Here is a 14160-nt window from a genome sequence, read left to right on the forward strand (position 1 = left end):
GGGTGGGGGTGGTCAGCGCAGTTCGAGGCCGGCGAGGTCGCCCGCCTCGCGCCAGCGCCGGAGAATGTTCACGAACTCCACCGAGCCGCCGCCGTAGCTGGAGTTGAGCAGCGGCATTCCGCTCGGGTTGCCCTCGTTGTTGTAGAGGCCGGGCGTGCAGTTCTCCAGGAAGCCGAGATCGTTGGCGGCGAGCCGGAGGATCTCCTCGACCCATTCCTTCTCGCCGGCCTCGGACGCCTCCACGACCCGGTGACCGCGCTCCTCGACGCACTTGACGATGTGCGCGAGGTGCCGGGTCTGCTCGCTCAGCATGTAGGCGATGTTGACGTGCCGGCCGGCCTGGATCTTGGACAGGATGAAACAGTTGGGGAAACCATTCACCTGGAGTCCGTGCAGGGTGCGCGCCCCGTCCGCCCACTTCTGCGACAGCCTCGCGCCGTCGCGGCCGACGATGTCGTAGCCGGCGCGGTCGATGTACGGGACGGCGAACTCGTGCTCGTAGCCGGTGGCGAAGACCAGGCAGTCGACCGGGTACTCCTGGCCGTTGGCGACCACCCCGGCCGGGGTGAGCCGCTCCACGCCCTGCCCCTGTGTGTCGACCAGGGTCACGTTGGGCCGGTTGAAGATCTGGAGGTAGCCGTCGTGGAAGCAGGGCCGCTTGCAGTACACGCGGTAGTACGGCTTGAGTGCGGCGGCGGTCGCGGGGTCGGTGACGACGCTGTCGATGCGGGCGCGCAGTTCCTCCATCTTGAGGAAGTCCGCCCGCTCGGCCGCGAGCGCCCGTTCCCGCGGATCGCCGCCGTTGTCGCCGGTGGGCAGGATCGCGGCGGCCAGCTTGGCGGTGGTCTGGGTCCAGCGGTCCTGGACCAGGTCCTCGTCCTGCGGGACACCGGAGGTCAGCGCGTGGAAGTTCTCCATCCGGCGCGGCTGCCAGCCCTCTTCGAGGCTGTCCGCCCAGTCGGACGGGGTGGGCCGGTTGCCGCGGACGTCGACCGCGGCCGGGGTGCGCTGGAAGAGGACGAGCTGCTCGGCCCACTCGGCGAGGTGCGGGGCGAGCTGGATGGTTGTGGAGCCGGTGCCGATGACGCCGACCTTCTTGTCCTTCAGCTTGGTCAGGCCGCCGGTGGCGTCGCCGCCGGTGTAGTCGAAGTCCCAGCGGCTGGTGTGGAAGGAGTGCCCGGCGAACGTCTCCAAGCCCGGCAGCCCGGGGAGTTTGGGGCGGTGCATCAAGCCGATCGACATGGCCACGTACCGGGCCCGGATCAGATCGCCGCGGTCGGTGCTAACCAGCCACGTCCCGGCGGCCTCGTCCCAGCGCAGCTCGGTGACGGTGGTCTGGAAGAGGGCGTCGCGGTAGAGGTCGTACTGGTGGGCGATCTTCTGGAGATGGGCGAAGATCTCGGGCCCGGTCGAGTACTTCTCGGTGGGTATCGTGCCGGTCTCTTCGAGCAGCGGCATGTAGATGTAGCTCTCGACGTCGCAGCGGACGCCGGGGAAGCGGTTCCAGTACCAGGTGCCGCCGACGTCGCCGGCCTCGTCGATCAGCCGGATGCGCTCCAGGCCGGTCTCCTCGCGCAGATGCGCGCCGGCCAGCAGGCCGCCGATGCCGGCGCCGACGACCGCGACGTCCACCTCGTCGGTGTACGGCTCGCGCTCCTGCCATGCGGTGTAGGGGTCTTGCGCGTAGCGGCTGAAGTCACCGCGCGCGAACTGGTAGGTGCGGCCGACGCTGCGCTTGTCGCGTTCCTGCCGGTATTTCTCCCGCACCGCTTCCAGGTCGATGGTCAGTGTTTCATCACTATGGTCGTCGCTTTCGGTTCGTGCCACAGGCTCCTCCTCGGGGGAAGGGGGCGGAAGGGAGACTTGACGCCATACGTCGTCGAACTGATCGCGTAGCCGCAGCGGGGCGTCGGAGTTGCTGAAGAGGTAGAAGCGGCCGGAGCCGAGGGACTCCCACACGAGTCCGGCGACGTCCTCGGCGCTCACCGAGGTGTCGCCGCCGGCGCCGCGCGGGGCCGTCAGTCCGTGGACCATGGGGGTGTCGACCCGGCCGGGGCACAGCACCGACACCCGGATCGCGGTGCCCCGCAGATCGGCGCGCAGACTGCGGGCGACCGCGAGGTCGGCGTGCTTGGAGGCGGCGTAGGCGGCGCTGCCCGCGCCGACGACGAAGGCGGACATCGAAGCGGTGTGGATCAGATCGGCGGGCCGGCCGCGCTCCAGCAGCCGGGGGACGAAGGCGCGGGCCACCAGGACGTGCGCCCAGTGGTTCACCTCGAAGACCTGCCGCATCCGCTCCAGCGGCACCTCCCACAGGGGCTGTCCGACGGGCCCGAGGACTCCCGCGTTGTTGCACACCACGTCGATGTCGCCGAGCAGGCCGAACGCCGTGTCCGCCAGCCCTTCCACGGCGTCCGGGTCGGTCAGGTCGGCGGTCACGGCGGTGACCTGGCCGCCCTGGGCGGTGAGTTCGGCGGCGCGGCGGTGCAGTGCGTCGCCTTCGATGTCCGCCATGACGACGGCGGCGCCGGCCCGTGCGAAGCGGGCGCTGAGGGCGAGGCCGATGCCGCTGGCCGCACCGGTCACCACGGCTGCCCTTGTCTGCGATTGCACTTGGCTGTCTCCGCTTCTGCGCGCGGGTACGCCGAAGGACGGCGTGCCGCTGCCGACGAGAAGGACTGGAACAGATCGCGCCGTTCGAGGGGCGCGGATGTCAGCTGGGGTCGGGGAGCTTCAGGCTGATCACGAGAACGATCACCGAGAAGCACCCCAACAGGGCGAGAACGAGCACGGCCGCCGACACCGTCGACAGCGAGCCGGCCAGGGAGATGTAGAGAGTTCCGCCGACGGTCGCGCCCAGCGCGGTCGCCATCTGCTGGCTGGTCACCAGCACACCGCTGCCCATGCCGGCCTGCGCGGAGGGTACGTCGGCGAGGATCATCCGGAACAGCGTCGGGCCGATCAGCGCGGCGCCCGCGCCGAAGAGGCCGATCCCGACGAGCACGAGTACCAGGGAGGGGTGCGGCCAGCCCAGCCGGAGCACCAGCGCCAGCAGCAGCAGGCTCGCGCCCTGCACGACGGTGCCCAGGGTGACGATCCGGCCGCCCAGGGCCGCCGCGATCCTCGGGGTGAACCGTGCCACCACGAAGAACGCCACGGCGAACGGCGACATCGCCGCGCCGGAGGCGAGCCCGTCGAAGCCGAAGTGGCCCTGGGCGATCAGCGCGTAGACGAACAGGAAGGCGCCGAAGCCGGCCGAGAACGGCACCATCGCCGCCAGCCCTCTACGCATTCCCTGATGGGACAGCACCGACGGGGACAGCAGCGGTGAGCCGTCCCGCGCCTCCAGACGGCGTTCGACCCGCGTCAGCGCGAGCGTCCCCAGCGCGGCGAGAACGAGCAACGACCACAGCCACAGCGGCCAGCCCAGGTCGGGGCCCGCCACGACCACGGCCAGGACGCAGACCATGGTGACGCCGAACAGCAAGGTGCCCAGCGGGTCGAAGCCCGGTTTCACGTCGGCCTTGGTCGGGGGGACGCGCCGGATCGCCAGCAACGCGGCCGCTCCGATCGGCACGTTGATCACGAAGACCATCCGCCAGCCGATCCCGGCGACGTCCAGCGAGACCAGCAGCCCGCCCAGGATCTGCCCGATGACCATGCCGACGCCTGCGGTCGCGCCGTACATGCCGATCGCACGGGCGCGCGCCTGGCCCGCGGTGACCGCCTGGATCGTCGCCAACACCTGCGGGACGAGCATGGCCGCGGCGGCGCCCTGCAACAGCCGGGACACGACGAGGAACTCGATGGTCGGGGCGAGTCCGCACATCGCCGAGGTGACGATGAACGCCGCGAGCCCGTAGGCGTACAGGCGCCGCCTGCCGAAGGCGTCGCCCAGCCGCCCGCCCAGTACCAGGCCGAGGGCGTAGGTGAGGCCGTAGCCGGAGACCACCAACTCCAGTGCGGCGGGGCCGCCGTGGAGGTCGTCACTGATCGAGTTCAGCGCCACATTGACGATGGAGGCGTCCACGATGGACAGGACGTATCCGGTGAGCACCACCAGCAGGGCGATGCCGGTGAGCCCCGCGGCGGCCGGTTCCGGGCCGGCCGAGGGTTCGGGTGTCGCGCTGGGCGCTTTCAGAGGGGGGAGGCCCTCGCGTATCGTCATGCGCTGCCTACCAGGCGTTCGTGGGGGGACGGTTGGGGCGGATGCGGGACGGCAGTGTCACTCGGTGACGGTGGGGGTTCCGGTGATCTTCGACAGGATTCCCTTGGAGGCGTCCTTCGCGGACTCCGGCCAGGGGGTTAGGGAGTTGAACCCGCGGGGCGAGGAGGCGGGCTGAAGGCGGGTGTCCATCGACATCCGCATACCGGCCGGGTTCACCGAGACGTTCGGGATGGACTTGTGGCACATGAAGGCGTGGAAGATGATCACGTCGCCCGGTTCCATGGGCGAGAACAGCAGTTCCTCGTCCGCTCCGAACTCCTCCGCCGGGATTCCGCGCACGGCGTGCCCGAAGCGGCGGAAGTTCTCGGTGACGACGTGCTCGCGGGGGCCTTTCTTGTGGCTGCCGTCGGCGACGGCGACACCGCCTATGTCGCGGGTCGTCGGGAGTAGGGGCAGCCAGGCCGTGCGGAAGTCTTTGTTCGGTCCTATGTAGAAGCCGTCCTGGTGCAGCGGTGTCAGGAAGCTCGGCTCCGCGGAGCCCGCGGCGGAGGGGTAGTAGCGGATCGTCGTCGACTTGAAGACGAAGACGGGCTCGCCGAAGACCTGCTCCCAGACCTTGAGGGTGGAGGGGTGGTTCCACAGGTCGTCGTACTTGACGTAGTCGTGCATCGCCACCTCGTCGACGGCTTCGAAGGACTCGATGCTGAGGGTGTCGAGCGTGGTGCCGGGGGCGGCGTGGCCGAGTGCGATCAGGCCCGCGAGCATCTGCTCGGCGGCGGTCCGCACGAGGTCACGGTCCAGGACTCCGCGGAGGTAGACGTAGCCGTGCTCGTCGTAGAACCGCTCCAGGGCCTCACGGTCGTCGAGTAGGGGGGTGCAGTCGACATAGTCGCTGAAAGTGTCCGTCATGGTTCTGTGTCCTCGTGGCGTCTGTGTGCGTGGGGGAGGAACGTCAAACAACGGATAAGGTGCCGCTCGTGCGGTGCCGCTCAGAAGGTGACGGGGATTTCGTCGAACCCGCCGGTGATCCGGTGCTCCTGCCAGCGCAGCGACTCCTCGGGTACCGCGAGCTGGAGGTCGGGCAGTCTGCGGAACAGCCGCTCGAACACCGCGGTCAGCTCGATCCGGGCCAGCACGCGGCCGATGCAGTGCCGGGTGCCGTGCCCGAACGCCATGTGCGTCCTGGGCTTGACCCGGGTCAGGTCGAGGAGGTCGCTGTCGGGGTACGCCCGGCTGTCGATGTTGGCCGCGCCGATGGCCAGCAGCACCGCGTCCCCGGCCCGGATCGACGTCCCGCCGACGGTGATGTCGCTGTGCGCGTAGCGGGGTATCAGGGCGTTCGAACCCTTGCCGCCGACGGCCAGGCGCAGGATCTCCTCGACCGCGGCCGGCGCGAGTCCGGGGTTCTTGGCCAGCTGGGCACGCTGGTCCGGATTGCGCAGCATCAGCAGGACGCCCATGTCGATGCGCACGATGGTGGTCTCGTAGCCGAACAGGAGCACGGCGCACCCCAGTCGGGCGATGTACTCGTCGGACAGCGAGCCGCCCTTCTGGGCGATCAGCTCGGACAGGATGTCGTCGCCCGGATCGGTCCGCTTGCGTATCACCAGTTCCGTGATGTAGTCGACGACCTGCTGGAAGGTGTTCACCGAGTGCTCGCTGTCGCTCTGGTCGAACGTGCCTCTCGCCCACAGTCCGATCCGCTCCTGGTCGGCGAGCGGCACGCCGAGCAGATCGCAGACCACCATGGTCGGCAGCGGAAAGGACAGCGCGCGATGCAGGTCGACCGGCGGTGCGCTGCCGGCCAGCTGGTCGAGCAGTTCGTCCACGTGGCTCTCGATCCGGGACTTCATCAGTCGCATCCGGCGCGTGGAGAACCGGGGCACGAGCAGTTCGCGCATCAGCGGATGCTCGGTGGCCTCGGTGTCGTAGTCGTCCCCGGCCATCAGCGCCATCATGGTGAGCCTGGCCGTGTTCTTGGCCGCCCGCTCCGGCTTGGGGTCGCTGAGACCGAGCCGGCGGTCGGCGAGCAGTTTGCGCACCTCGTCGTAGCGGGTGACCAGCCAGGCGTCCTCACCGGCGGTCCGCACCCTGGCGATCGGCCCCTCCTTCTGGAGCGTGCGCATCTGGGGTGCTATGCCCATGACAGCTGGATTGTCGAACGGGAGCTTGGGAAGTTCATTCATCTGGTTCTGCCCTCGTGACGTCGAACGTGGGGATTCGTCAGGCATCCGGACACGGCGACGGCGTCGATGGCGTCGAACGTGGCGCAGCGGTGCGGACGCCGCTGCTGCTGTGCGGGGGGCGGTGCGGGCGCCGGGCCGGCGAGAGGCTACAGAGACGACCCGACGAGCGCTGCCAGGTCGATGAGGCGGTTGGAGTAGCCCCACTCGTTGTCGTACCAGCCGACGACCTTGACCTGCGGGCCGGACACCCGGGTGAGCCCGGCGTCGAAGACACAGGAGGCCGGGTCGCCCACGATGTCGGTGCTGACCAGGGGTGCGTCCGTGTAGGACAGCAGTCCCTTGTACGGTCCCGAGGCCGCCGCCGCGTATGCCTCCTTCACCTCGTCCACCGTGATGCGACGGAGTGTGGTGACCGTGAGGTCGGTGACCGAGCCGGTGGGGACGGGCACCCGCAGGGCGAAGGCGTCCAGCCGGCCGGCGAGTTCCGGCAGGACGAGGCCGATGGCCTTGGCGGCGCCGCTGGAGGTGGGGATGATGTTCAGGGCCGCGGCCCTGGCCCGGCGCAGGTCCTTGTGGGGGGCGTCCTGAAGGTTCTGGTCCTGCGTGTAGGCGTGGACCGTGGTCATCATGCCGGTGTCGATGCCGATGGCGTCGTGAAGCACCTTGGCCAGGACGGCGAGACAGTTGGTAGTGCAGGATGCGTTGGAGATGATGGTGTGGCGCTCTGGATCGTAGGCGTCTTCGTTGACACCCATCACCAGCGTGATGTCCTCGCCGCTGGCCGGAGCGGCGATGATGACCTTCTTCGCGCCGCCTTCGGTGTGTGAGCGCGCCTTCGCGGCCTCGGTGAAGATGCCGGTGGACTCGATCACGATGTCCACTCCCAGGTCGCCCCAGGGCAGGGCGCCGGGGTCACGCTCGGCGAGGACCTTGATCATCTGGTTACCCACGCGGATCGCGCCCGGCTCGGGGGTGATCTGCTCCGGGAAGCGCCCCAGGACCGAGTCGTAGGCGAGCAGGTGGGCCATCGTGGGCACGTCACCCAGGTCGTTGACGGCGACGATCTCCAGCTCCGAAGGCCGCGCCGCCGCCGCACGGAAGACGTTTCGGCCGATGCGCCCGAAGCCATTGATGCCGATTCGCACAGTCATGGGTGTGAGTTCCTCACCTAGCGCTCTACCAGTTCATTGACGCGCCGTTGCGCCAGGGCATGCCGCAGACCGTGCGCCCGGACCACGGCGTCAAACGACATTATATAAGTCTGCGATATATTTCCAGGATGATTTCTACGCAGCGTGCCGACACCAAGACAGACTTGGATGTAGGTGCCCTCATCAGGGCGATTGAGAACTTCAACCGCTACTACATCCGGCTTCCGGCGGTCCAGAAACTGTCGTTCACGACACTGTCCGTGCTGGACACCCTGGCCTTCAGCGGTCCGAAGCGGCTGACCGAACTCATCAAGACCGAGCAGATCAGCCAGCCGGGACTCACCCAACTGATCACCCGGCTCGAACGCGACGGTCTCGTGGAACGCCGCCCCGACCCGACGGACGGACGCGCCGCCATCGTCTACATCACCGACAGCGGCCGAAAGATCGGCCAGACCCGGCACGAGGACCGGGGCCGTCACCTGACCCCGCTGATCGCCCAGCTGACGCCCGCGGAACGAGAGGCCATTGCCGCGGCTCTGCCCGCCCTGACCCGCCTAGCGGAACTCGGGGCCGAAGCCGGACGGTAGGGCCCAATCCTGTTCATCCATTGTTCGAACGTGCCGGCCACTCCACGGACCGACGACGAGACAATGTCACGGCCGCTCGGTGGTGGCGTGGAGGGCCGGGTTGTAGGCGGGTGGGGGAATGTGGAGTCCGTCGGTGGTGTAGTCGCCGAAGCGGAGCACGTTCTCGCGCCGGTAGGGGCTGAGGACCGCCAGATCGCTCGCACGGAGGGGCCAGCCCTCGTGGGCCATCTGACGGAGGGTCTTGGTCATGTCGATGGTGGTCGAGAAGATCACGCTCGCGGCGACAAGGTCGAGGAACTTCACTGCCCTGTCCTGCAGTTCCGGGTCGCGGCTGTTCAGCCAGCCGGCGTTGCCGAAGTGGAGCCACTTGGTGAACCCGTTGTATGCCTCGGCCTTGTTGGTCGCCCGCTGGATCTGCTCACGCAGCGCGGGGTCGGACAAGTAGCGAAGGAGCACGGCTGTACGCACAGCGCGTCCGACTTCCCGGAATGCCTGGTAGATCTGGGCCGACGAACACGCCTCGCTGCGCAAGTTGAGGCACGACGTGAAGCAGACCGAGCGGGACCTGGCACGGCGAAGGAGGAGGGTCCGCACGATGGGCGCAGCCCTGACCGTGGCTGGCGGTACGGTCCTGACGGGCCTGTTATGGACCGTGCTGACCTGGGGATCACCCTCCCGGTTCCTCCAGGCGGACATCATCTGCGCAGCGCTGGCGCTGGTCTCCGGCGTGGCCGCCTGGGTCGCCGCGCCTCCCCGCGGCCAGCTGAGCCTGGCCAAGTTGGAGGACGTGCTCGCGACGAAGCGTGAGGCCCTCCGGTTCCTCAGCGCGCTCATCCACCCGACGCTGAAGGAGCGGCGCAGCCTCTACCGCGAGGACGTGGCCGGGGTGATCGAGCAGCACCGGACGGACAGCCGCAAGTACCGGCTCATCCACAACACGCTGCAGAACCTCATCATGATCGGGGCTGCGTCCACGACTACCGTCGCCGCCCTGGACACCCGCAACCAGTTCACCTGGCAGAACATCACGATCGTCGCCATCGGCTTCACCGGCTACTACAAGTACCGCGAGCGCAGCTACTTCCTGCTCCAGACCGCAGACGCCATCGAGGAGGAGGCCAACGCCTTTGCTCTTGGCGTCGGCCCCTACAGCGACTTCGACGCTGACCAGGAGCAGCAGGCACTGAAGTTGTTCACCCAGCGGGTCGAAGACCGCCGCAACGAGCAGCGGCGCCGCCAGCAGCAGTTGGACCAGCCCGCCGATCAGACCACGCCCACTGGTCAGCCACCCGCGGCCTGACGGCGAGCCCGTCTACCGGCGTCGGCGGCCGCGACCCTCGATGTGACGGTTGAGGATGTCCTGCCGCGCCCGGAACGACGCGCTGGTCGGCTCTACCAAGGGCGGCGTAGCAGGGCGCATTCTGCGGTGACCTGGGCGAGGAGTTCGGTGTCGTCATCGGGTACGTGGCGCTCAAGGCGTTCGGCAAGGTCGCGGTATAGGTGCAGGACTTCCTGAGTGCCGGCGGCGGCGAGGACAGCTGACCACAGTGGAGCGCCGGGGCTGGTGTTCTTCTCCACGGCTTCCAGCACCGCGAGCCGGTCCCGGCGATCGAGACGGGCCAGTTCGCGCTGGCCCGTGCGTTCCCTGATCTCCTGCCACGTGGCGGAGCGCTCTTCCCTGGCCGCCTTCTTCAGCGCTCCCAGGACGAACGGGGCCAGGTAGGAGAGCTTCTCAGCGTGGTCCTTCTCCGCCTGCAACCGCGCCGCCTGGTCACGGGCGGCCCGTTCCTCCTCGGCACGGGCGGCCTGTTCGCGGCGTTCGGCCTCTTCCTGCGCGTAGGCCCGCGCACGTTCGGCCTGCCGCCTGCGGAGTTCCTGCTGCCACTGGCGTTCCTTTGCTGCCGCGCGTTCTGCGTCGGTCCGCTGGCGCTCGGCCTGTGTGGAGCGGTGTTGCTGCCTGGCGAGGCGGAGGATCTCCCTCTGAGCATCTGAGACGTTCCCGTCCGCCATCAGCTTGTCGGCCTTCGCCAGGAGCAGGGCCGTGGGGTTGTGCTGGAGCTGCCGCAGGACCTCATCAAGTTCTTGGGCATCCAGGGCCAGCCGCTTCTCGCCGCGGTCGAGGGCCATGCGCAACCGGGCGATGTTCTCCGGGAGCTTCTCCTCCTGCAGGAGCCGTTTCACGGCCTGTACTGCGGTGTACACGCGGTGGTTCTCGCGCAGGGCCCGGTCGATGTGCATGACGGCCAGTTTGACCGCGTCCTCCTGGCGGGCGGTGCCGTCCGCGTAGGGCTTCGGGTCGACGGTCACGATTGTCCGGACGCCCGCCGCGCCCGGCGTGTGCTGTGGCGGGCGGCTGTTCAGTGGCGCGCGGACCGCGTCGGGGCGCGTGGTGGTGTTCATGCCTTTCGGCGTCAGCGTGACGTCGTCGGGAGTGTCCCACTCAGTGCCTTTGCCGGGGTGTTCGGTGCCGAACTTCATGGAGCGTCCGCCTCCGGGCCGGTCCTTGAAGCTCAGGCGCTGGACGTATCCGCGCTGTTCGAGGATGGTCGCGGGGACGGGTACGCCGGGCCCGAGGATGACTTCCCAGGCGTCGCTGTTCCAGTCGACGGGATTGTTGCGGTCGAGGTGGACCAGCAGGGTGCGCCCGTCATCGAGGTGCGCGATCACGGCGGAGCCGAGAGGTTCGGGATAGCTGAAGCGGGCCGTCAGGCCCTGGGCATGCAGCCACGCTGCCAGATGGGCCTTGGCGAACAGGTGGTTGGCACTGTCCTTGTCCTTGGTGGTGCGGCCGCAGGGTCCACCGGAGCCGTCGGAGCCGTAGTGCGCGAAGTGGCAGATCTTGTCGGTGCACAGCCGGGTCGTGAGCCGGCGTCCGCAGCCGCCTTCGAACTTCGTACCGCACCAGATCGTCTGGCCCTCGTGCTCGATCCGAAAGGCCTCCAGCTCATGCACGGTCTCCGGGCAGACCGCCGGGTCGTCGGAGTCCGCACTGTCGAAGACCGCTGTCTGGATGAGGCGCCGATCCATCGTGCTCCCTGATGGTCCAGATGAGTGACTTGACAGCATTGTGCCCGCCACCAGTGACAACGGGGGCGCGCACGAGGACGTGGGGGCGCGCATGTTCGAATCCGGAACCCGCTGCGGTGTTGAGGAGGCCGAACCGGTCCTGGCCGACGCCGCCGACCGTGCCGCCGACCTCCGGGACCTGGCCGCCGCCGACGCGGTCGGCATCACGTCCGGCCTAACGCCGTCGCTCCTCACCGATGCCCGGTTCACGCCGTGGTCCGCAGCGCAGCCGGCTGAGGGACGGCGGCCGCCATCCCGGCTTCCCTGGCAGCGCGTTCTGCCCTGGCCCGGCGCAGGGCGGCGGCCTCGGTGGCCGCGGCCTGGCGGCGGCGCCGCGCACAGGCCTGCTCGATCGGGGCCAGCGCATCTTCGGTGACGTCGTCGGGCTCGGGAAACGCGCGGCGCAGCTCCCGCATCGCAGCGGTCTGCCGCTCCACCGCCTCCGCGATGTGCGGGTCCACCCGCGACGGCGGCGCCGCCTCCTGGTGCGCGGCGAGGGCGCGGCGGTAGCCGTCCGAGGCGGTCTCCCTCGTGCGCGGCGGCCCGGCGGGCGCGGTCGCGGGCTCCGGACCGGCGTCGGACGGCTCGGGCACCGCCACCGTGCCGGGCGCCAGGATCCGCAGGGCGCGCACCACGGTGCGGCCCGCCGACTTGTTGGCGGCCGCGATGATGCGGGTCTGCTCCAGCCGGGCCTTCGTCGCCCAGGCCGGCGACTCCGGGCACACCGTGAGCCGGCCGGAGTCCGCGTCGTATGAGACGGCGGCGACGTGCCCGGCGAGCTCGGGGGCGATGGCCGCCCACCGCTCGCACAGCGTCGCGCCGGCGGCCGAGAGCTCCCACGCGCGCTCGGTGACCAGCGTGCTGATCGCCGCCCCGAGCCCCATCGGCTCCCGGCCGTCGCGGCGCACCGTACGAACGATCCGCGGCTTCGCTTTCGCCTTCGGGCCGGTGCCGTTCTTGCGGGCCGCTTCCCTGGCGGCCCGCAGCGCGACCCGGGCCAGGTCGACGCCGGACGTCTCGCCGCCGCTCACGCCTGCCCCCAGGTGGAGAAGCCGAGGTCCAGGTGCCCGAGGCCCGCGAGGCGCTGCACCTGGGCGACGAACGCCCGGGTGAAAAGGCGCTGCGCGGACAGCTCGCCGTACCGGTCGATGTGGTCAAAGACGAGCTGGTGGTCGGCGGCGGCGCGGTTGCGCCAGTCCAGGACCTGCTCGCGGGTCAGGTCCTCGAGGACGAGGTCCTGGTCGTCGATGTCGGCGGACTCCGGCTCCGCGGCGGGGACGGCGGCGGGGGCAGGGCGCGGCGCGGGCATCGCGACCGGGGCCACCGGCGCGGCCGGGACGTTGTCGGCCGGCTGCGCGGCCGCGGCTTCGGCGCGGTGGGCCTTGGCGGCGGCCTGACGGGCGCGGACCTGCTCCCACTCGTGCTCGCGGGCCCACCCCTGCGCGGTCACGTCCTGGTGCAGCTGCCGGTCGGCGGCTGTCCGGCGCTCGTCCTCGGAGGCGTCGGGCATCGCGGCGTCCACGGCTGCCGCGACCGCGTGGCGCTGGGCGCGGCGGTCGGCCTGCCGGTCCTCGCAGCGCGGGCAGTCCCGGCCGGTGTCGAGCAGGATCCGGTCGTCGCACCGGGCGTCGCCGCACTGCTGACGCTGGGGCAGGCCCCGGGCCAGCAGCCAGCCCACCGGGTCGGTGATCGGGCCGCCGGTGCGCAGCTGCTCGTCCAGGCGCCGCACGAGCCGGTCGGCGAGCACCTGCGGTGCGTCCGTGCGGCCCGCGAAGCCCTCCACCCGCTTGAGCTCACTGCGGGCGGCGGCCTCCACCAAGCGGCGGGCGGCCGCACGGTCCAGCCGTGCCCACACCAGGTCGACCGGGGCCAGGACGGCCCGCAGATCCTCCGGCGGCAGAGGCACCCTCCCCCGCTGCTGCCTGCCCTGACCCACGCCGTCAACGACCCGCACCGGGCCGCTGCCCACCGGCCCGCGGCCGGGCTCGCTGCTGATCGACGGGGACTTCTCCTGCTGTTCCCCGCGCAGCGGGCCGCCGTCCTCGCGCAGACACGCGCGGTCCGGCAGATCACCGGACCCACCACGGCCTTCGCCGGAAAAGCCATCAGAGAGAGCAAGTGAAGAGGCGGGAGCAACCAGGTGAGGGTGGTCAGTGTGAAGGGCTGCCGCAACGTCGGGCTCTGCAACAGCCGCCACATCCGTCACCGGCACGCCGCTGACCTGGGGTCCCGTCTCCGTCTCCGGCGCCTCACCAGCCCTTGCCGCAACGTCGGGGTCTGAAAACTCGGACTCCGGGACCTGCGCACGGTCCTCCTGGACGTCGTCGGCGACCGTGCGGCCGTGCGCGGCGGCGACCGCCGGCACCACCAGCCGCGACCGGTTCCGCAGGCCCGAGCCCGTCTTCAGACGCACCCGCAGCACCAGCTTGCCGTCCTCCAGACGCTCCAGCACCCGCTCGCCCGCCGACGCCGTGCACCCGAGCAGCCGGGCCACCGTCGCCGCGGCCCGGCCGCGCTTGGTGTCCATGGTCCCGCCGCACTGCCGCACCCGACCGGTCTCCCGGGCCTCCAGCACCAGCAGTTCGTCCAGTGGAATGTGCCCTGGTGCTCCCGGCTCGTTCGGCGCGGGCACGGTGCAGGGCCCCGTGTGGGAGGCACCAGCCTGACGACGGCGTTCAGCGCGAGCCTGCCTGATCGGGGCCGGGCTGCTCCGGTTCGAGGAAGACTTGGTGGAAAAGGACCCGCAGCACCTGCGCCTGCCGCTCCACCACCTCCACGACCGCCGGGTGCGGCTGGGGGAACGACGGCCTGGCGCGCAGCAAGCGCCTGGTAACTGACAACACCCCCAGATCCCGGACGAGGTAAAGGAAAACAGGTACCCTCGCTGCCATCACCGCAGCTCAGGAGGTGTCGTCCCCGCATCCGCGGGGGTAGCTCCTGATTCCCCTTGGGGGTCATGGGCCTCCCGCAGTCGTCCCCGCATCCGCGGGGGTAGCTCG

At 70.1% G+C, this 14160-nt stretch carries 12 protein-coding genes; 2 read left to right on the forward strand and 10 right to left on the reverse strand.

All coding sequences use genetic code 11. The features are described from left to right. Positions 1-12: 12 nt before the first annotated feature. The 5 genes from ptlE to gap all read right to left on the reverse strand — a co-directional run bounded on the left by ptlE (position 13) and on the right by gap (position 7505). Complete coding sequence (ptlE, locus tag GTY84_RS32170) at positions 13-2613, reverse strand: neopentalenolactone/pentalenolactone D synthase (RefSeq protein WP_161229964.1); 2601 nt, start codon at positions 2611-2613, stop codon at positions 13-15. Positions 2614-2713: 100 nt separating this feature from the next. Continuing rightward, positions 2714-4168, reverse strand: a complete 1455-nt coding sequence (locus GTY84_RS32175; protein ID WP_161229965.1) for an MFS transporter — start codon at positions 4166-4168, stop codon at positions 2714-2716. Between the two features lie 57 nt (positions 4169-4225). Next, positions 4226-5077 (reverse strand): 1-deoxypentalenic acid 11-beta-hydroxylase, encoded by an 852-nt coding sequence (ptlH, locus tag GTY84_RS32180; RefSeq protein WP_161229966.1) that lies wholly within the window; start codon positions 5075-5077, stop codon positions 4226-4228. A gap of 80 nt (positions 5078-5157) precedes the next feature. Further along, positions 5158-6399 carry a pentalenolactone synthase gene (gene penM / locus GTY84_RS32185; protein ID WP_345943600.1) on the reverse strand — a complete coding sequence of 414 codons (1242 nt, stop codon included), beginning with the start codon at positions 6397-6399 and terminating at the stop codon, positions 5158-5160. Positions 6400-6500: 101 nt separating this feature from the next. Further along, positions 6501-7505, reverse strand: coding sequence for a type I glyceraldehyde-3-phosphate dehydrogenase (gene gap / locus GTY84_RS32190; RefSeq protein ID WP_161229968.1), 1005 nt, complete (start codon positions 7503-7505; stop codon positions 6501-6503). 128 nt (positions 7506-7633) lie between these two features. On the opposite strand from gap, the gene GTY84_RS32195 reads away from it, so the two are divergent. After that, complete coding sequence (locus GTY84_RS32195; protein ID WP_161229969.1) at positions 7634-8095, forward strand: MarR family transcriptional regulator; 462 nt, start codon at positions 7634-7636, stop codon at positions 8093-8095. Positions 8096-8161: 66 nt separating this feature from the next. On the opposite strand, the gene GTY84_RS32200 is transcribed toward GTY84_RS32195, so the two are convergent. Beyond that, a complete protein-coding gene (locus tag GTY84_RS32200; protein WP_345943601.1) occupies positions 8162-8689 on the reverse strand; it encodes a Tn3 family transposase in 528 nt (175 codons plus the stop codon). Between GTY84_RS32200 and GTY84_RS32205 the strand changes: the two genes are divergently transcribed. After that, positions 8628-9395 carry an SLATT domain-containing protein gene (locus tag GTY84_RS32205; protein WP_237532914.1) on the forward strand — a complete coding sequence of 256 codons (768 nt, stop codon included), beginning with the start codon at positions 8628-8630 and terminating at the stop codon, positions 9393-9395. The two genes, GTY84_RS32200 and GTY84_RS32205, sit on opposite strands and share 62 nt — an antisense overlap. Before the next feature lie 92 nt (positions 9396-9487). On the opposite strand, the gene GTY84_RS32210 is transcribed toward GTY84_RS32205, so the two are convergent. From GTY84_RS32210 to GTY84_RS32225, 4 genes are all read right to left on the reverse strand, one after another. Continuing rightward, positions 9488-11122, reverse strand: a complete 1635-nt coding sequence (locus GTY84_RS32210) for a hypothetical protein (protein WP_161229971.1) — start codon at positions 11120-11122, stop codon at positions 9488-9490. A gap of 245 nt (positions 11123-11367) precedes the next feature. Beyond that, positions 11368-12192: a DciA family protein gene (locus tag GTY84_RS32215; protein ID WP_161229972.1), complete on the reverse strand. Its 825-nt coding sequence runs from the start codon at positions 12190-12192 to the stop codon at positions 11368-11370. Continuing rightward, on the reverse strand, positions 12189-13793 hold the full coding sequence (locus GTY84_RS32220) for a hypothetical protein (protein ID WP_161229973.1): 1605 nt from the start codon (positions 13791-13793) through the stop codon (positions 12189-12191). The genes GTY84_RS32215 and GTY84_RS32220 overlap by 4 nt, the downstream gene beginning before the upstream one ends. 43 nt (positions 13794-13836) lie before the next feature. Further along, positions 13837-14001: a hypothetical protein gene (locus GTY84_RS32225; protein ID WP_161229974.1), complete on the reverse strand. Its 165-nt coding sequence runs from the start codon at positions 13999-14001 to the stop codon at positions 13837-13839. Positions 14002-14160: the final 159 nt, after the last annotated feature.

It is taken from the genome of Streptomyces sp. SID8352 (assembly GCF_009862265.1).
Classification (GTDB): Bacteria; Actinomycetota; Actinomycetes; order Streptomycetales; family Streptomycetaceae; genus Streptomyces.

Excerpts from the sequence above, each read along its gene's own strand:
- GTY84_RS32175 (WP_161229965.1), bottom strand. The coding sequence starts at position 4,168 with ATGACGATACGCGAGGGCCTCCCCCCTCTGAAAGCGCCCAGCGCGACA.
- ptlH (WP_161229966.1), bottom strand. The coding sequence starts at position 5,077 with ATGACGGACACTTTCAGCGACTATGTCGACTGCACCCCCCTACTCGAC.
- penM (WP_345943600.1), bottom strand. The coding sequence starts at position 6,399 with ATGCCTGACGAATCCCCACGTTCGACGTCACGAGGGCAGAACCAGATG.
- gap (WP_161229968.1), bottom strand. The coding sequence starts at position 7,505 with ATGACTGTGCGAATCGGCATCAATGGCTTCGGGCGCATCGGCCGAAAC.
- GTY84_RS32195 (WP_161229969.1), top strand. The coding sequence starts at position 7,634 with ATGATTTCTACGCAGCGTGCCGACACCAAGACAGACTTGGATGTAGGT.
- GTY84_RS32210 (WP_161229971.1), bottom strand. The coding sequence starts at position 11,122 with ATGGATCGGCGCCTCATCCAGACAGCGGTCTTCGACAGTGCGGACTCC.